This window comes from Natrarchaeobius halalkaliphilus (assembly GCF_003841485.1).
Taxonomy (GTDB): domain Archaea; phylum Halobacteriota; class Halobacteria; order Halobacteriales; family Natrialbaceae; genus Natrarchaeobius; species Natrarchaeobius halalkaliphilus.
Genome location: NZ_REFY01000001.1, coordinates 224130 through 242226, shown reverse-complemented (window position 1 = coordinate 242226; position 18097 = coordinate 224130). Strand labels below are relative to the sequence as shown.

The 18097-nt window shown below is 64.1% G+C and carries 17 protein-coding genes and 1 tRNA gene; 3 read left to right on the top strand and 15 right to left on the bottom strand.

What is annotated here, in order from left to right:
• Nucleotides 1-114: 114 nt before the first annotated feature.
• The 4 genes from EA462_RS01165 to EA462_RS01150 all read right to left on the bottom strand — a co-directional run bounded on the left by EA462_RS01165 (nt 115) and on the right by EA462_RS01150 (nt 4291).
• Nucleotides 115-1008 (bottom strand): aminotransferase class IV, encoded by an 894-nt coding sequence (locus EA462_RS01165; RefSeq protein WP_124176743.1) that lies wholly within the window; start codon nt 1006-1008, stop codon nt 115-117.
• The gene (locus EA462_RS01160) at nt 1005-1709 is read right to left on the bottom strand and encodes an anthranilate synthase component II (protein WP_124176742.1); all 705 of its coding nucleotides are present in this window, start codon (nt 1707-1709) and stop codon (nt 1005-1007) included. The genes EA462_RS01165 and EA462_RS01160 overlap by 4 nt, the downstream gene beginning before the upstream one ends.
• Nucleotides 1696-3390, bottom strand: coding sequence for an anthranilate synthase component I family protein (locus tag EA462_RS01155; protein WP_124176741.1), 1695 nt, complete (start codon nt 3388-3390; stop codon nt 1696-1698). Before EA462_RS01155 ends, EA462_RS01160 begins: the two co-directional genes overlap by 14 nt.
• 70 nt (nt 3391-3460) lie before the next feature.
• Nucleotides 3461-4291: a DUF7847 domain-containing protein gene (locus EA462_RS01150; RefSeq protein WP_124176740.1), complete on the bottom strand. Its 831-nt coding sequence runs from the start codon at nt 4289-4291 to the stop codon at nt 3461-3463.
• A 151-nt stretch (nt 4292-4442) separates the two neighbouring features.
• Between EA462_RS01150 and EA462_RS01145 the strand changes: the two genes are divergently transcribed.
• From EA462_RS01145 to EA462_RS01135, 3 genes are all read left to right on the top strand, one after another.
• Complete coding sequence (locus tag EA462_RS01145; protein WP_124176739.1) at nt 4443-4889, top strand: GtrA family protein; 447 nt, start codon at nt 4443-4445, stop codon at nt 4887-4889.
• Nucleotides 4890-4954: 65 nt separating this feature from the next.
• Nucleotides 4955-5029 (top strand) — tRNA-Met (locus EA462_RS01140).
• Between the two features lie 169 nt (nt 5030-5198).
• Complete coding sequence (locus EA462_RS01135; protein ID WP_124176738.1) at nt 5199-5477, top strand: hypothetical protein; 279 nt, start codon at nt 5199-5201, stop codon at nt 5475-5477.
• 47 nt (nt 5478-5524) lie between these two features.
• On the opposite strand, the gene EA462_RS01130 is transcribed toward EA462_RS01135, so the two are convergent.
• From EA462_RS01130 to EA462_RS01080, 11 genes are all read right to left on the bottom strand, one after another.
• Nucleotides 5525-6061 carry a hypothetical protein gene (locus tag EA462_RS01130; protein ID WP_124176737.1) on the bottom strand — a complete coding sequence of 179 codons (537 nt, stop codon included), beginning with the start codon at nt 6059-6061 and terminating at the stop codon, nt 5525-5527.
• Nucleotides 6058-7434: an ABC transporter ATP-binding protein gene (locus tag EA462_RS01125; protein ID WP_124176736.1), complete on the bottom strand. Its 1377-nt coding sequence runs from the start codon at nt 7432-7434 to the stop codon at nt 6058-6060. The genes EA462_RS01130 and EA462_RS01125 overlap by 4 nt, the downstream gene beginning before the upstream one ends.
• Entirely contained in the window at nt 7431-8516 is a 1086-nt protein-coding gene (locus tag EA462_RS01120; protein WP_124176735.1) for an ABC transporter ATP-binding protein, read from the bottom strand. The genes EA462_RS01125 and EA462_RS01120 overlap by 4 nt, the downstream gene beginning before the upstream one ends.
• Entirely contained in the window at nt 8516-9634 is a 1119-nt protein-coding gene (locus EA462_RS01115) for an ABC transporter permease (protein ID WP_124176734.1), read from the bottom strand. Before EA462_RS01115 ends, EA462_RS01120 begins: the two co-directional genes overlap by 1 nt.
• Nucleotides 9631-10584 carry an ABC transporter permease gene (locus EA462_RS01110; protein ID WP_124176733.1) on the bottom strand — a complete coding sequence of 318 codons (954 nt, stop codon included), beginning with the start codon at nt 10582-10584 and terminating at the stop codon, nt 9631-9633. Before EA462_RS01110 ends, EA462_RS01115 begins: the two co-directional genes overlap by 4 nt.
• 27 nt (nt 10585-10611) lie before the next feature.
• On the bottom strand, nt 10612-12264 hold the full coding sequence (locus tag EA462_RS01105) for an ABC transporter substrate-binding protein (RefSeq protein WP_124176732.1): 1653 nt from the start codon (nt 12262-12264) through the stop codon (nt 10612-10614).
• Nucleotides 12265-12324: 60 nt separating this feature from the next.
• On the bottom strand, nt 12325-12894 hold the full coding sequence (gene hpt, locus EA462_RS01100; protein ID WP_124176731.1) for a hypoxanthine/guanine phosphoribosyltransferase: 570 nt from the start codon (nt 12892-12894) through the stop codon (nt 12325-12327).
• 51 nt (nt 12895-12945) lie between these two features.
• Nucleotides 12946-13530 carry a DUF7344 domain-containing protein gene (locus EA462_RS01095; RefSeq protein ID WP_124177172.1) on the bottom strand — a complete coding sequence of 195 codons (585 nt, stop codon included), beginning with the start codon at nt 13528-13530 and terminating at the stop codon, nt 12946-12948.
• 221 nt (nt 13531-13751) lie between these two features.
• The gene (gene coaBC / locus EA462_RS01090; protein ID WP_124176730.1) at nt 13752-14924 is read right to left on the bottom strand and encodes a bifunctional phosphopantothenoylcysteine decarboxylase/phosphopantothenate--cysteine ligase CoaBC; all 1173 of its coding nucleotides are present in this window, start codon (nt 14922-14924) and stop codon (nt 13752-13754) included.
• A 135-nt stretch (nt 14925-15059) separates the two neighbouring features.
• Nucleotides 15060-15995: a thiamine pyrophosphate-dependent enzyme gene (locus EA462_RS01085; protein ID WP_124176729.1), complete on the bottom strand. Its 936-nt coding sequence runs from the start codon at nt 15993-15995 to the stop codon at nt 15060-15062.
• A 2-nt stretch (nt 15996-15997) separates the two neighbouring features.
• Nucleotides 15998-17899: a 2-oxoacid:acceptor oxidoreductase subunit alpha gene (locus tag EA462_RS01080; protein WP_124176728.1), complete on the bottom strand. Its 1902-nt coding sequence runs from the start codon at nt 17897-17899 to the stop codon at nt 15998-16000.
• Nucleotides 17900-18097: the final 198 nt, after the last annotated feature.

Here is an 18097-nt window from a genome sequence, read left to right as displayed (position 1 = left end):
CCAGGAGAGGTCGAATACGCGCCGCCAGACGCTCACGAGCCGTTTCCGCCCTCGAAATAGCACACAAAACCCTCGTCTACGCCGACGCTTGAAGCTACTGAAGCCGGAACCCGGTCAGGTGCGATAACAGGCCGATTCGACGCGCTCGTCGTACAGCCTCGAGAGACGAGCGGTGACGGGACCGCCGCCGATCTCGACGCCGTCCACGGTTCCGACCGGACGCAGCTCCCACGTTCGGTTGGTCAGGAAGGCTTCGTCGGCCTCGCGAACGTCGTCGATCCCGTATCGACCCTCTTCGAGCGGAAGATCGCACTCTCGAGCCAACTCGAGAACGATGTCGCGGGTGATCCCCGGAAGAACCGGTCCGTCGGTCGAGGGGGTGTGGAGCGTCCCGTCTCGGACGAAAAACAGGTTACTCGTCGCGCCCTCGGCCACGCTGTCGTCGAGATCGAGCATGAGCGCTTCGTCCGGCGCGTCGACCGACCCCGTGGAACCGGCGAGTTCGGCGCGGGCGAGAATTCCGTTGAGGTAGTTGTGCGTCTTGGCGCTCGCCGGGATCGCCTCGTCCGGCAGCCGTCGAGTTTCGACCGTCCGGACGGCTGCGGGTCCGTCCCAGACCGGATCTCCCTCGAGACCGCCCCGAGGAAGCGCTTTGATGTAAACCACGACCGTCGGACCCACGTCCGGATGGGGGGTTAGCTTTCCGGGCTGGACGCCGCGCGTGATCGACAGCCGGACGTAAGCGTCCGAGAGGCCGTTCCCCGAAAGCGTCTCGTCGATTCGTCCTCGAAGATCCGCACTCGAGAGGCCGTGGTCGAGCGAGAGCGCCGCGCAGGTCTCCTCGAGGCGCTCGACGTGGGCGTCCCAGGCGAACACCGTGTCGCCGTAGGCTCGGAGCGTTTCGAAGGCGGCGTCGCCGTAGCGAAAGCCGCGGTCGTCGACGCTGACGGCTGCCTCGGATGCGGGAACGAGTTCGCCGTCGACGTGATAGCGGAGTTCGTCGGTCACGATCGTCCCTCGTCGGACGTTTCCTCGGTCGATCGCGCTTCGTCGGTCACCGCGGCGGCGAACCGACAGAAGTTCGCGATCATCCGTTTGCCGACCTCGAGCGAGATGCCCTGCCCGCGCTCGCCGGCGGACTCCCCCTCGCGCGTTTCGTCCTGGCGACGCGTCAAGATGCTTTCGGGGTGAAACTGGACACCGATGTGGGGTCGATCGCGGTGGCGGACCGCCATCAACACGCCGCGGTCGTCGGTCGTCCGAGCGGTTTCCTCGAGCGCGTCGGGGAGATCCCGCCGACCGACGGCCAGCGAGTGATAGCGCCCGACCTGAACCGTCTCCGGCAGTCCCGAAAAGATTCCGTCGCCGTCGTGAGAGACCGTCGAGGGCTTGCCGTGGACGATCTCAGAGGCGTGGACGATCGGCGCGCCGTTTGCGGCACACAGCGCCTGGTGGCCGAGACAGACGCCGAGAATCGGATACCGACTCGTGGTGAACAGCGGGATCGAGATTCCCGCCTCCTGTGGCGTTCCCGGACCCGGAGAGACGACGATTCCGGTCGGATCGAGGTCGTGGACGTCCTCGAGATCGATCCGATCGTTTCGCCGGACGACTACCTCGTCCGCTACCTCACCGACGTACTGGACGAGGTTGTACGCGAACGAGTCGTAGTTGTCGACGACGAGGATTCTGGCCTCAGTGCTTGTCATTGTCGTCTGATTCACCTCCGGTATCAGGCACCCTCGAGTCGGAGTCGTCCGACGTCGATCGCTCATCGTCCGTCTCGAGACCGAGTCCCGCCCGGTCACCGAGTGCGTCGTCGACCGCGGTGAGCAGCGCTCGCGCCTTATCGAGCGTTTCGTCGTACTCTCGGTTCGGATCGGAGTCGTGGACGATTCCCGCACCCACGCGGAGGTGGTACTCGTCGTCGTGGCGCACGAGCGTTCGGATGACGATGTTCAGCGTCGCACGTCCGTCGAAGCCGAAGATCCCGGCGCTTCCGGTGTAGGGGCCGCGTCTGGTCGCCTCGAGTTCGTCGATGATCTCCATGGTTCGGGGCTTTGGCGCGCCCGTGATCGTCCCGCCGGGAAAGACCGCCGCGATCGCATCCGCGAGCGACGCCGTCGAGCCCAGTCGTCCGGTCACGTTCGAGACGAGGTGCATCACTTCGGCGTAGCGGTCGATACGGCGGTACTCCTCGACGTCGACCGAGCCGAACGCACAGACCTTGCCGAGGTCGTTTCGCTCCAGGTCGACCAGCATCGCGTGTTCGGCGCGTTCTTTTTCGTCACCGACGAGGTCCTCCTCGAGCGCCTCGTCCTCGACCGGCGTCTCGCCGCGCGGTCTGGTTCCGGCGATCGGTTCGGTTCGGACGAACCGCCCGTCCCGTTCGAGCAACAGCTCCGGGCTCGCACTCACCAGATCGAGCGCGCGGAATTCGAGCAGACACGAGTACGGTGCTGGATTGACCCGTCGCAGGGCGTCGTAGGCGGCGACCGGATGGACCGCGGCGGGGGCGGCCAGACGCTGGGAGACGTTCGTCTGGAAGGTGTCGCCGTCCCTGACGTACTCTTTGACCCGTCGCACCCGGCCGGCGAACGCCTCGCGACCGCAGTCGCTTTCGAACGTCGCAGCCGGCGTCGAAATCGGTGGGTCGGCGGTGTCGGGATCGCCCTCGAGCGCCCGCCGTGCGAGTTCGAGAGCGCGCTCGCGGCCGCGGTCGTACGCGTTCTCGAGATCGACGGCGATATCGGGGCCGTCGTGTTCGGCGGGTTCGCTCTGCGTCTCGAGAGTGTCGTCCCTGGATTCGCCCCGTGGGAGGTCAGCCACTTCGACGCGGGGGCAGGCCGTCACGCGGAGCGTCGCCTCCTCGTCGACCGGCTCCGTCCACGCCGCGAGCCGGTCGTAGACGGCGACCTCGAGCCGGGGCAGGCTTCGATCGTCGACGGCCGAATCCGGGAGCTCCTCGAGTTCGCGGGCGACGTCGTAGGAGAGCCAGCCGATCGCTCCGCAGGGGTAGGGAACGTCGCAGTCGCCGCGGACGAGTCGGTCGCGCTCGAGCATCCCCTCGAGTGCGGCGAGCGTCGGTGATCCGTCGCCGGACCGCACAGCCGTGACCGCGTCGGAACCGACCGTGAGTCGGTCGATCGGATCGACGCCGAAGTAGCCCCAACCGGGCTGGCCGCCGGTCGTCTCGAGGTAGGCACCGTCGGTTCGGTCGTCGCGTACTCGCCTGTACGCGACGAACGGGTCCTCGACGGTGACCCGTACTTCGACCGGAACGCGAACGCTGCGAGTCGCGGACGGCCCGCTCATCTCCGCCCCCGCGGAATCCCTCCGAGCAGCCGCTCGAAAGGACTCGAGCGTCGTCACGACCCGCGGATCGCTCATGTCTCCCGAATGGTGATCGACGCCTAATCGTCTTGCGATTTCGACGATCGGATCGAAGCGAGGCGTTGTCCTAGAGCGCGCTGGGTTCGGACGACTCCGTCGTCGGTTCGTCGAGTCCGGTGATCGCGCGGTAGAAGACCACCGAGTACACCAGGAAGACGGCACCGAAGAGGGTCGTCAGGAGCGCCGATCCACCGACGCCGACGAGCGCGGGACCGAGATCGGGCATCGGCGCGGGTTCGCCCGGCGTCGCCGGCGGGAACAACAGCAACATCATCGCGCCGTATATCCCTCCGATGACGACTCCACCGACGATCAAGACGAGGTAGTAGCCGACGACCTGTCGGAGGTTGGTCCTGACGACGTCGAAACTCCGTTTGAGACTGTCGACCGCTCGAGCGCCGTCGAGGACGACCGCGTGGCCGTAGAACTGGAAGACGGCGATTATCGCGAGGTAGATGACGAGGAAGACGAGCAAGAGGAGCACGACGACCGCGATCGCCAGCGCGCTGCCGCCCGATGCGAAGAGGCCGATCACTCCGACGACGACGCCGATTCCGAGGGCGAATCCGAGGGTCATCGTGAGGGCGAACACGATCAGATACGCACCCAGTATCGAGAGGTAAAACGTCTTTCCGTGCCCTATGAACCGTCCGAGAGAGGTGCGGCCGCTCGTCGCGACATCGTTGACCATTCCGATGAGGCCGCCGAAGAAAAACGGCATGACGAACACGAACAGACCGGTCATGACGAGCGAGACGACCGTCGATACGACGGGATCGAGCGACTGTGCGAACAACTGTGGGGCCTGGAGGAGCCCGATTACCAGAATGGGGACGAAGATAATCGGCTCCGAGCGGAGGAGGCCGGGCGTTCGTTTGAGGGACCTGATAACAACCATATAGAATACTTGACGGAGTTGCATAAATGTCTTGCCACTAATCGCTCGCCGTCTAGAGCGTATCGATCCGGCCGATCTCCGGTGTGAATCAGCGGTTTCCGCTGCATTCCTCATCCTTTTACACCGGGGAGCGCTCTCCCCGAACGGATCGATGACCGAGTCCGTTCTCGAGGCCGTACAGATGCGCACTCGTGCGTTGCTGTCGCCAGGCCGGTTTACGCAGTTTGCGGGGGTGGGTCTGGCGGGGGCAACGGTCGACATCGTCGCACTCGCGGTGCTGGTCGAACTGGCCGGCCTCGGACCAGTCATCGCGAAGGCGATCTCCTGGGAGCTTTCGATCGTGGTCATCTTCGTCATCAACGAGCGATGGACGTTCTCGGGATTCGGCTCGACGGGCCCTCGAGCCGTCGGTCGACGGTTTCTCCGATCGAACGGCGTTCGGTTCGCCGGGTTTCTGGTGACGCTTTCCGTGTTGACGGCGCTGGTGTACGGGTTCGGAGTCTGGTATCTGGCCGCCAACGTCGTCGGCCTCGCGGTCGGGTTCGTCGTCAACTACACGTTCGAGAGTCTCCTCACGTGGAAGGTACACCGTGAGTGAGGGGGAAAACCCCACACCGTCCCCGAAACACAACCCTTAACTACCGTACTCGGTTACGATGAGACAGCGGGATGGGATAGCCAGGAGATTCCGGCGGGCTCATAACCCGCAGATCGGTAGTTCAAATCTACCTCCCGCTACTTTTACCGCGAATTTGAACGAGAAAAGACGCGCACAGCGCCAGCGAGCACGTCTTTGCGTGGTTCAAATCTACCTCCCGCTACTTTTACCGCGAGCAACACCGCGAGCGGCGGTGTCGTTTGGACGACGACCGAAATCTACACCTCGAGTCGTTCCGTCGAGTACCGTATGTCACCAACTGTCGACGATCTCCGAAACGAGATCCGAGAGGCGCTGGGGAGATACGAGCGGATCGAGTCGACCGCCTTCACCAAAGAGGCACTCGGTGCGCTCTGTGACGCCGTGGGATACGATATCGAGACGAATCCGTTTCCACCGAAATCAGAGATGCGAGCCGGCGTGCTCCGGACGATCGGCGCCCTCGAGGACGTCGATCCGACCCAGGCCGACCGCCCGTTCCGGAAAGCCGAACTCGAGGCGATCGCCGCCGCGCTCGAGGAGCAATAGCACGGGACCGTTCCGCGCTCTGTTTCGGTCTCGAGTGCTCAGGCCGGTCACCGACCGTCCTCGATTTCGATCGTCGTTCGGTCGATCAGTCCTCGATCGACGGCGTCATCGCGATTGACGCGAGCCGAGAGCGCGTGGGTTCCCGACTCGACGGGGACCCACTCGCGTTCGTCGACTCGGATCCGCTGTGACCAGGTCCGGTGGAAACGCTTGCGTTCCCCTCGAGCGAACGAAAACGCCGATGGACGGTCGGGAACGGTTCGAGGGACGGTCGAGGCGGCGGTCACGTCGTCGACGGCCCAGGTCCAGCGGTTGGGCGAGTCCGTCCGGAGACGGATCGGAAACGGGAGCCGGTTACGAAACTCGACCGTGATCCGGACCGGTTCGCCGGCGTCGTAGACGTCCCTGTCGGTCGAAACGTCGACTGCGATCGCTCGCGAGCGGAGCCCCATCGGAACGAACGCGTGGCTGAACGCGTCCCAGTCGATCGAACGCCGAGCGTTCTCGTCCTCGCTCGTCGCGGGCGTAAACGAGTCGCTGCCGTTCCCTCTGTGCGCCCGTTCGCCGTCACCGGGGCGGGTCATTTCGAGGCCTCCGAATTCGGACGTTTTCCGGATCGATCGTCGAATTCGTCGTCGAACCGGTGGCAGGCGACCAGATGCGTCTCTCCAGTTTCGTCGCGACGGCAATCGTTCCGATCCGGGACGCCTCTCGACGTCGAACCGGTACTCGGGCGCAACGCCGGCTCCTCGCTTTCGCAGGGCGTTTCGAACGTCGATGCGAGACGGCCGCGGGCCGCCTCGAGGTCACCGGCTGCGATCGACTCGAGCGCCGCCGAGAGCGCCTCCTCGGCGCTCGAGTCCCGAAGCGTCGAGGGAATGGCGTCTCTCTCACGGATCGCTGTACTGATCGCCTTCTCCCCGGCGTCGGTCGAACTGGTGTGAACGGACTCGCGGAAGTCATCGGCGTCCTCGATGCGTTCGAGGCGGGACCGAAGACGCATCACTCCACGAAACGTCTCGGGTTCGAGGTCGAGTGCGGTGGGCGGAATCACTTTCGGACAGCGGGTGTGGAACCGACAGCCCGACGGCGGGTCGGTCGGCGAGGGAACGTCGCCCTCGAGGATAATCCGCTCGCCCTGCCAGCGCGGATCGGGTTCGGGAATCGCAGACAACAGCGCCTCGGTGTAGGGGTGGACGTCGCCGTCGAAGAGCGTCCCGGTCGGTCCCCGTTCGACGATCCGTCCGAGGTACATCACGGCGATCCGATCGGAAACGTGTTCGACGACCGCGAGGTCGTGGCTGATGAACAGATACGAGAGTTCGAACGCGGCCTGAAGATCGGCCAGGAGGTTGAGCACCCTCGCCTGCTCTGCGGCGTCGAGCGCCGAGACGGGTTCGTCGAGGACGAGAAGTTCGGGCTCGACGGCGAGCGCGCGGGCGATCGCGACCCGCTGGCGCTGGCCGCCGGAGAGCTCATCCGGATATCGACCGGCGTGGCTCCGATCCAGTCCGACGATCTCGAGGAGTTCGCCCACTCGATCGCCCCGCCGACGGCCGGGAACGACGTCGTGGACCGCCAGCGGTTCGCGGACGAGGTCGTCGACGGGGAGGCGAGGATCGAGGCTCGCGGTCGGGTTCTGAAAGACGTACTGGACGTCCTGTCGAAGCGTCCGTCGCTCGACCCTCGAGGGTGCCGTGACGTCGATATCGCGGTACGTCACCGTTCCGGCGGTCGGTTCGACGAGACCCACGAGCACCTGTCCGAGGGTGGTCTTTCCGCAGCCGCTCTCTCCGACCACCCCGAGCGTCTCGCCGGACCGTACCGCGAGATCGACGCCGTCGACGGCGGGGACCGTCTCGCCGGTGCGGAACAGTCGCTCGAGGAAGCCGGACGCTGTCGAATACCGCTTTTCGACCCCTTCAGCGCGGATCAGGGCGTCGTCGCGTTCGCTCATGGCTCCTTCGACTCTACGTTTTCGGCTCCGGCGGATTCGTTCCGTCGACCGTCGTCGATCCGAACCTCGTACTCGAGGCCACCGTCCAGTTCGCCGGTGTATTCGTGACAGGCGGCGACGTGTTCGTTCTCGGGAGTTCTCGACACCGGATCGCCCGTTTCGGTGCCGACGAGCTCCGTCCCGCGCGTCTCACAGATCGGTTCGGCGTAGGGACAACGCGGGTGAAAGCGACAGCCGGTCGGCGGATGGACGGGGTCGGCCATCGCGCCGGGGACGGTCGAGAGGCGGTCGACTTCCTGCCCGATGCGTGGGATCGACGCCATCAGCCCGGCCGTGTACGGGTGTGCCGGGTCGTAGAACAGCTCCTCGACGGAGGCCCGTTCGACCGCCTGGCCGGCGTACAACACCAGGACCTCGTCGCAGCACTCCGCGACGACCCCGAGGTCGTGCGTGACGAGTTGAACCGCCGTTCCGAACGTCTCGGTAAGCTCGTCGAGCAACGCCAGTATCTGGGCCTGAATCGTGACGTCGAGGCCGGTAGTCGGTTCGTCGAGAATCAACAGGTCGGGGTCGCACGACAGCGCCATCGCGATCACGGCCCGCTGTGCCAGGCCGCCGGAAAGCTCGTGTGGATAGGCGCTGTACCGGCCGGCCGGGTCGGGGATCCCGACGCGATCGAGCAGCGAGAGCGCCCGCGTTCGCGCATCCGAACCGGTCGCAACGCCGTGGGCGCGGATCGTCTCGGTGATCTGCTCACCGATGGTATAGACCGGGTTGAGCGTCGCGTTCGGGTCCTGAAACACCATCGCGACGTCGTTCCCACGACGCGCCCGGAGTTCCTCGTCCGAGTGTTCGAGGAGGTCTCGACCGCCAACTCGGATCGTTCCGTCGACGATCTCTCCCGGCGAATCGATCAGCCGGAGCAGGGCACGTGAAGCGACGCTTTTTCCCGCACCGCTTTCCCCGACGAGGCCGAACGTCTCGCCGCGTTCGATCTCGTAGCTGAGTCCGTCGACGGCTCGAACGACGCCGTCGTCGGTGTAGAACTGGACCGTGAGATTCTCGACCTCGAGCAGCGCCATCAGCGAATCCTCCGTTCGAACTCGCTTTGTGGATCGAGCGCGTCGGAGAGTCCGTCACCGACGAGGTTGGTTCCGAGAACGAACAGGAAGATCGCGAGCCCGGGGAAGACGGTGATGTGCCAGTGGCCCTGAAGGAGCGACGACCGGCCGCCCGCGAGCATCGTCCCCCACTCGGCGGTGCCGGCCTCGAGCCCGAGTCCGAGAAAACCCAGCGCCGCCGCCGCGAGGACGACCGTCCCGACGTTCAGCGTCGCCTGGACGATCACGGGCGCGATCGCGTTCGGGATCACGTGTCGGACGAGAATCGTTCGGTGGGGCGTGCCGAGGGCTTTCGAGGCGTCGACGTACTCGCGATCGACGATCGAGAGGACCTCGCCTCGCAGCAGGCGGGCGTAAGAGAGCCAGCCGGTGACGGCGAGTGCTGCGACGACGTTCCAGTAGCCCTGACCGAAGATCGCGACGACCGCGATCGCGAGCACGAGAAACGGAAACGCATACAGCGTATCGACCAGCCGCATGATCGTCTCGTCGACCCAGCCGCCGAAGTAGCCCGCGATCGCGCCGAGGGGAACGCCGACGCACAGCGCCAGGGCAACGGCGAGCGCGCCGATGCTGAGGCTGAATCGGCCGCCGGCGAGAACGCGCGAGAGCACGTCACGGCCCGCCCAGTCGGTGCCGAAGGGGTGGGCAAGCGACGGTCCCGCGTTCGACGGGCCGACGTACTGGGCGCTCGGATCGTAGGGGGCGAGCGAGAACGGCTGGACGGTAAGCGTGTAGCCGACGGCGGAGAGTTCGATCGGCCGAGCGAAGATCGTCACCAGCGACAACCCCGCGACGATCACGAATCCCAGGAGCGCCGTCCGGCTCGAGCGAAACCGACGCCAGACGTCCTCGAGTCGCCGTCCGCGACGAAAATTCAGTAACCGACTCCGTGCCGAATCGACGCGTGGGTTCCGGTCGGTCTCCGTCGAGTTCCAGCCAGCGGAACGGAGCCGCTCGACCGAGTCGGAGGAACCGGTCGCGGTTCGCTCGTCCGTCTCGAGCTGATCGGATGTGCGGCGCTCATCGAAGCCCTCGATTCGTATTCGGCCGCGTCGCGTGGGTTCTGGTCGTGTCATCGGTCGTATCGGATTCGGGGATCGAGAACGGCGTAGGCGATGTCGACGAGCAGGTTGGCGACGACCACCGAGACGGCGATGAGCAACACGATGGCCTGGACGACCGGAAGGTCCCGCCTGCCGACCGATTCGACCAGAAGGAGGCCCATTCCGGGCCAGGAGAACACCTGCTCGACGACGATCGCGCCGTCGACGAGAAACGCGATCTGGAGGCCGGCGACGGTTACGACGGCTGTCAACGAGTTTCGAAGCGCGTGTTTCAGAACCACCGTCCGCTCGGAGAGCCCCCTCGCGCGTGCGGCCATGACGTACTCCTTGCGAAGCTCCTGACGCATCGACGCGCGCATCAACCGCATCACCAGCGCAGCAGCGGCCGTCCCGAGCGTGATCGCCGGGAGCACCATGAACCACAGCATCTCGAGGCTCAGTAACGACGCGTCGGGCGGCGTGACCCGGAACCAGCCCAGTTGGACGCCGAAGACGAACAGGAGGACGAGACCCAGCCAGAAGTTCGGCGTCGCGATGCCGGCGAGCGCGGCGATTCGGCCGACCTCGTCCTCGATTTCGCCCTGGTTCGTGGCCGCGAAGATCCCCGCAGGAATCCCGATCGAAAGCGACAGAACCCAGGCCGAGAGTCCGAGCAGGAGCGTCGCCGGAAGACGGTCACCGATCGTCGCACCGACCTCGCGGCCGGTGATTGGCGACTCACCGAACTCGAGGACCAGCACGTCAGCGAGCCAGAGCAGGTACTGCTGCCAGAGCGGTCGGTCGAGGCCGAACTCCGCTCTGAGGGCGTCCCTGGTGGCGTCGTCGACGGCGTCGAAGCCGACGAGAACGTCGACCGGATCCCCCGGTGCGATGTGGACGAACGAAAAGGTGATCGCGGTTGCACCCAGCAGTACCGGGATCGAAATCAGCGTCCGCCTGAGTGCGTATCTTCCGATCGACATGGTGTCGATTCACATACCGTTCGTGGCTTACTCGAGATACTCGTCGACGATGTACGCTTCGAACTCGGGAGTGGTGTACTCCGAAAGCAGCGAGGGAACCGGCGTGTATCCGACGGTCCCGCTGTCCGCATACACCTCCTCGAGAATCCGTTCTCTCGGGAGCAGTCGGTCGATTCCGCGACGAACCGAGGGGTTTCCGAACGGCTCGAGGTAGAGCGGGTACACCAGGAAGTCGATCGCGCCGGCGACTGATCGCTCGACGCCGTACTCCTCGGCCGCGTCGAGGCCGGTAACGCTGGTCGCCGGCAGACCGGTCGCGACGTCGATCTCGCCGGCCTCGAGGGCGGCTTGTCTCGACGCCGCCTCGGTGATGATCCGCATCGTGACGGTTTCGACCGGCGGGGTCGCGGGAACGTTCTCGTCGCCGTCGAACCAGTGGCCGTCGTACCGTTCGATCCGCCAGAATTCGCCGTCTGCGTACTCGTCGAACTGATAGGGACCGGTACCGACGGGTTCGACCGAGAGATCGAGGTCGCCGTCCTCGGACGCGGCGAGCGGAACGATCGGGACGCCGACGCCGGATTCGAACGGACCGTACTCCCCGACGAGATGGATCTCGAGTTCGGTGTCACTGATAACGTCCACGCCGTCGTACCAGTCGTAGACGTCGTTGGCCCGTGGCGTCCCCTCGTATCGCTCGAACGACGCGCGGACGTGATCGGCGACGAAGCGTTCGCCGTTGTGAAACGTGACTCCCTCTCGCAAATCGAACCGGTAGGTCGTCGCGTCGAGTTGCTCCCAGTCGGCCGCAAGCTGAGGTCGCGGTCGTCCGTCGAAATCGGCGGTGAGTAACCCCTCGTAGATGAGGGTCGTCGCCATGTTCGACGTCGTATCGAGCATTCGAGTCGGGTCGGAGTTCGACACGGTGGCGACGGCGTCGCCGACGAGCTCTGTACTGCCGTCTTCTTTCGAGAGCTCGAGGTACTCGCCCGCGTACGGTGCGTAGACCGCTTCGTACTCGCTTCCCGGAAGCGGGTACTGTCGCCAGCGCTCGACGGACTCGGTTCTGTACACCGTCACCTCCTCACCGAACCTGATCACCGAGATCGGCAACTGCTGGACGAGTCGCTCCTGGAGATCCTGATAGAGCTCGATTCGACGCGTCTGGTCGCTCTCGGTTCGACCGTCGTCGATCAGTTCGTCCACCCGGTCGTCCGCGAAGTGGTTGAAGTTGAACCCGTCCGGTGCCTGATGCTGGGAGTGAAAGAGGAAGTTGACGTAGGAGTGGGGATCCCAGCCGCCGCTGATATCCATCGTGATGAGACAGTTCTCCTCGTTGTCGGCCATGTTGAGACACAGCTGTTCGTAACTCGTCCACTCGAGTTGCTGGAAATCGATCTCGAACAGTTCCGTCTCGTTCAGTTCGTGTTGAACCAGTTGTGCCCAGCGCGACCGCTCGTCGTTCTCAGCGTTCGCGTAAATAGTCGTCTCCACGGGAGGCTCGACGCCTTCTTCTTCAAACCCGTCGTAGATTAGCCGTTCGGCGTCCGAGCCTATCTCAACGGGGTCCGTCCCGTCGACGCTGAGACAGCCTGCAACCCCGAGCGCTCCCGTCGATGCGATCGCACGAAGAACCGATCGTCGCCCGGAAGCGCCGGCAGTTCCCTCTCGCTCGCCCATACCACAGTCCTTCCGACGGACCCGATATAGGTATTGTGCACTGAGGGACGGCGGTCCGACTCAGGAATCTCCGTTTTCGTCCACGATCACGACCTCGCCGTCGACGACGTCGACGTTGACCAGCGTCTTCACGTCGTATCCCGCGTCGTCGACCTTGTTCTCGCCGCCGACCTTCTTGATTACCGCGATCGTATCCACGACTTCCGCCCCGATCGCATCGAGCGCCTCGAGAACGGACGCAAGCGTGCCGCCGGTCGAGAGAACGTCGTCGAGTACGAGCACGCGTTCACCCTCGTAGACGTCGTTGATGTACATTTCGTTCTCCGAGTAGCCGGTCTCCTGGGAGATCGCGACCTCTCCCTCGAGACCGTACTGTCGCTTGCGGATCACCGTTAGCGGAATATCTGTCATCAACGAGACCGCAGTCGAGATGTGAATACCCATCGCTGCGGGCGTCACGATCCGGTCGACGTCGTCGAGTTTTGCCTTCCGAATGATTCGAATAACGATCTCCCGGAGGAGTCCCGGGTCGAGCTTCGGGACGCCGTCGCTGATCGGATGGACGAAGTAGTGGTAGCCGTTTTTCTCGACGATCGGTGCCTCGAGAAGCGAACGCTGTAGCTGATCCATGTCGTGGGTCGGGCGCTATCCGAGTAAAAGCTGACGATCCGCCCGGTCGAATCAGTCGTCGGTCCGAAAGCTCAGCTCAGGTGGCTGTTCGCCGTGTCCCAGCCGCATGTGGCGTTCGTGATAGATGTGTGCCACCGCGGTCGCGGTTATCGTCACGGCAACGATCCCCGTCCAGGTCAGCGCAGAAAGCAGCGTCAACGGATAGATCTCGAGCCAGAGAGCGGCGACCAGTGCACAACTGATCGCACCGAGCGAGAGATACAGCTCTCGCCAAGCGAACTCGTGGCTCGGAACGATCTCGAGATAGACGCTGATGTCTCGCGTACGATCGGTTCCCGCGATAACGCCGTCGTCCGAATCGAACGTGAGGATGCCTGCCTCGTCCATCCTGGGGAGATGAGTCTGTTGAAGCGTGGTATAGACCCGTTTTCGCTGTTCGGGCGTCACGTCCTCGAGCGTCGTCTCGTACTCCCAGGCGGCGACCTGCTGTGCGAGGTCACCGAGTTCGACGGGTCGATCGTCCTGTTTGAGATAGTGAAGGACGTACCGTCGTCGTTGATTCCGCAGAACCTCGAAGATCTCCCCTTTGGGAAGTGGATCCGTCGCACCGTCCCCGCCTTCGGAATCGGTCGACACGTCCGCGTTTGTACCATCGTCGGCGCAGACGTCACCGTCATCGCTCGTCGCCTCGAGGCCGCCGATCCCACCGGAACTGTCGTCGGTCGCGACCTCCTCAGCGCGGTGTCGCTGTGCCACCACGGATCACCTCCCGCTTCTCGATATCGTTCGGTTTCGTCGCCGGACGTACACCCATTATTTCCTGGCAAGAACGCCACCTATATAATTCTCCTGACCCGTTAGTTTCTCGGCATGTCGTCGGTCAGGATAGCCGCGATCGAATCCGCAATCTCGTCGCCTAACCCGGCTTTCGTTCCTTCGTAGCGGGCGGCGTCGTTCTCGTGAACCAGGAGTGTGCGCGTTCGATCGGAGCCCATCACGCTCGCGTCGTTGGCGACGACGAACGCGAGATCGGCCCGCTCGAGCGTCTCCCTCGCCCGCTCGAGCATCGAACGCTCGTCCCCCGATGTCTCGGCTTTGAAACCGACGATGGGAACCGCCGGACGCTCGTCGCGGATCTCGTCGATGAGCTTGGGCGTCGGCTCGAGTTCGAGTGTCAGGTCCTGGCCCGATCTGATCTTCTCCGCGCTCGCCTCGACGGTGTAATCCCCGATCGCAGCCGCGGAGACGAGCGCGTCGGCGTCTGCACAGGCGTCTCGCGTCGCCGCGAGCATCTCGGCGGCGCTCTCGACTGCGCGAACGTTCGCGTACGGGACCTCGTCACCGTCGTGGACGAGCGTAACGTCGGCTCCGCGAACGTAACAGGCTCGCGCGACCGCTCGTCCCATCCTCCCCGAGGAACGGTTCGTGAGGACGCGAACGGGATCGATCGACTCGCTCGTCGCCCCGCTCGTCACCACGACGTGGTTACCCTCGAGCGGCCGGTCGCTCGCCGCCCGTGCGACGTCGCAGACGATCGCTTCTTCGCGCGCGATCTTGGCTTTCCCCTCCTCGATTCGCGGATCGACGAACTCGACGCCCCACGAGGAGACGGTATCGATCGCCTCGAGGACGCCGGGATGATCGTACATCGGTTCGTGCATTGCTGGCGCGATCACGACGGGGGTGTCGGCACCCAGGGCCGTCGTCGCACACGTCGTGACCGGCGTGTCGTCGACGGCTCCGGCGATCTTGCCGACCGTGTTCGCCGTCGCCGGTGCGACGAGGAAGACGTCGGCCCACCCGTCGTATCCACACAGGTCGACGTGTTCGACGCTCCCCGTGATCTCGGTGACGACGTCGTCGTCGGTGGCGAACTCGATCGCCCAGGGGTGGACGATCCCCCGTGCGCTGTCGGTCATCACGCCCCGAACGTCGGCACCCCGCCGTCGCAACTCGTGGGCCAGTTCGACGGTCTTGACGGCGGCGATCGACCCCGTCACTCCGAGTGCAACGTTGACTCCCTCGAGCATTCGTTCGTCTTTCTCACGGAACCGTGTTAAGCGTAGCGAGCCGCCGAATGGTGTCCGAGCGTCGACACGGATTCGCGTGAGTCGTGGACGGCACGGCTGGACGGCTTGAGAAAATATCGCTCAAACTCGACGCGATTAGGTGTGGCGCTCGAGGAGGTCGTAGCTCCGTTCCCACTCGGCGTCGTCGTCGAAGTAGCGTTCGGCAAGCGGTTCTTCTGGCATCTCACCGACCGCTTTCTTCTCCTGTTGGTAAGACGGTCGGTCGTCGTCGACGAAGTACCGACCCGTCAGGACGGTTCCCTCGTTGAGGACGTCCTCCGTCTCGCGCATCATCTCGGCGCCTTCCTTCCGATCGTGGACGTCGAAGTCGTAGTCGTCGGACTCCTGGACGTCGACGTAGGGGACGTACTGGCGTGCGTCCTTGTTCCAGGTCGGACACTGCGTCAGGAAGTCGATGTGGGCGAAGCCGTCGTGCTCGATGGCCTCCTTGATGATCTCTTTGGCCTGGTTCGGGTTGACCGCGGCGGTGCGTGCGACGTAGCTCGCACCGGCGTTGAGCGACATCGACAGCGGTCGAAGCGGCGTCTTGGCGCTGCCCGACGGCTGGGTCTTCGACTTGTGCCCCTTCGGGCTGGTCGGAGAGGTCTGGCCCTTCGTCAACCCGAAGATCTCGTTGTTGAACACGATGTAGGTCATGTCGTGGTTCTCACGAGCCGTGTGGATCCAGTGGTTTCCACCGATACCGTAGCCGTCGCCGTCACCGCCGGCGGCGATAACCTCGAGTTCGGGGTTCGCGAGTTTGGCGGCTCGAGCCACGGGCAGCGAACGGCCGTGAATCGTATGGAAGCCGTACGTGTCGAGATAGCTGTTCAGCTTGCCGGAACAGCCGATCCCGGTGACGGTCAGCACTTCCTCGGGCGTCTTGCCGGCTTCCGGGAGTGCCTGCTTCAGCGCCTTCAGGACGCCGAAGTCGCCACAGCCCGGACACCAGGTCGGCTGCGGTTCGACACCGGGGGTGAACTCGTCCCGGTCGATCTCTCGCTCGTCACCGATCGCATTGAATGCACTCATTGTTAGTCACCTGCTGCTGGTTCGATTCGAACCTGTGCGGTCGGTTCGCGCTCTTCGTCGGCGATGTTGACCTCGTAGCCTTCGACGACTTCGGCGGGTTCGAACGGATTGCCGTTGTACTTGAGCAGGCTCGTCAGCTTCTCACCGAAGCGACCGAGTTCGCGCTGGATGTGGCCGCGGAACTGGGCGGTCGCGTTCATCTCGACGACCATCGCCTCGTCGACGCTCTCTAAGAACTCGGTGACTTCCGTCTTCGGGAACGGCAACATGTCGGAGACGCTGAGTCCCTTGACCGAGTGGCCCTGCTCGTTCAGTCGAGCGACTGCTTCCTCGACGGCACCCTGGCTCGAGCCCCACGTGACGATGCCGTAGTCGGCGTCGTCGTCACCGAAGTACGTCTGCGTGGACTCGTACTCGTCGTCGAGTTCGGTGCGGATGGCCTCGAGTTTCTCGAGGCGCCGATCCATCTGATTGACGCGGTTGTCCGGATCCTCCTCGATGTGACCGACCGGGCTGTGTTCGTTCCCGGTCGCGAGGAACCGTCCCCCCTTCTGGCCGGGGAGCGAGCGCGGACTGACGCCGTTTTCGCCCTCGTGTTGGAAGCGCTGGAACTTTCCGGAGTTGTCGTGTGCGGCCTCTTTGAGTTCTTCTTCGGTCAGCGTCGCACCGAGATCCGGTTTCGGCTCGCGGTCGAAGAACTCGACGTCGACGTTGGCGTTTTCGCCCGAGAGCTTCTGGTCGTAGATGATGATCGCGGGGATCTGGTAGTCCCAGGCGATTTCGAACGCCAGACGCGTCTGTTCGTAGGCTTCTTCGATGTTTCCGGGCGCGAAGACGACGCGCTGGGAGTCCCCCTGACTCGTATAGAGGACGAACTCGAGATCGGCCTGCTCGGGCTTGGTCGGCATTCCGGTCGAGGGACCGGCACGCATTGATTCGACGAGAACGAGCGGCGTCTCGGTCATCTCTGCGAGTCCGAGCGGTTCGCTCATCAGCGCGAATCCGCCGCCTGAGGACCCGGACATGGCTTTGACACCGGCGTGGCTCGCACCGACCGCGAGCGCCGCGGCGGCGATCTCGTCTTCGACCTGCTCTGAGACCCCGCCCATATCGGGGAAGTTCTGACTCAGGATCGTAAAGACATCCGTCCACGGCGTCATCGGATAGCCGGCGATGAACCGACAGCCGGCGTCGATCGCGCCGTAGGCGATCGCGTTCGAACCCGACAACAGCGCCTGCTCTGTGTCGTGGTCACCGACGGGTGCGCGGAGGTCGTGTTCGAAGTCGTACTCTTCGCTCGTCGTCTCGTAGGCCTCGTGGAGGATATCGAGGTTCGCCTCGAGGACGTCGCCACCCATCGCGTCTGCCATCAGATCCTCGATGTGCTCGAGATCCATATCGAGCAACGCGGCGGTGACGCCGACGCCAGCGGTGTTTCGCATGACTTCGCGGCCGTGTTCTTTCGCGAGGCCGCGGAGATCCACCGGGAAGACGTGCCAATCGTTCTCTTCGGCGCGCTTTTCCAGATCGAGGTCAGCGACTTCGTCCTCGTCGACGAGTCCCTCGTCGTAGACGATGATTCCGCCGTCTCGGAGCTCGTCCAGGTTCTCCGAGAGTGGCTTGATCTCTTCGTTGCCGTAGTAGGCTTCTTCCTGTGGGTTCCGGGCGAAAGAGTCGCCAAGGGCCAACAGGAAATTGTAGCCGTCTCCGCGTGACTGTACTTCGTTTTCAGCGGCTCGGATCTCGACGTAGGTGTGGCCGCCGCGAATCCGGGACGGATAGTGGCGGTGTGTAAATACGTTGAGCCCCGAGCGCATCAGCGCTTTTGCGAAATTCTGGCTCGTCGAGTCGATCCCGTCTCCGGAACCGCCTGCGATTCGCCAGATGAGTTCGTCGTCGCTCATAGGTAAATCAGTGGCCAGTGGGCCAACCGTACCGGAAATTTGCTCTACCGACCCTAAAGCCTTTGCTATACATTACCAAGGATCTTTCGTGAAGAATGTACGTCCATGGGGTATTTTTCGTTACAAACCGTTACGTTGGTGCTGAGACGCAGTCGTTGTTTCACCGGACCACTAACAGGGGACGATGGTTACTATCGA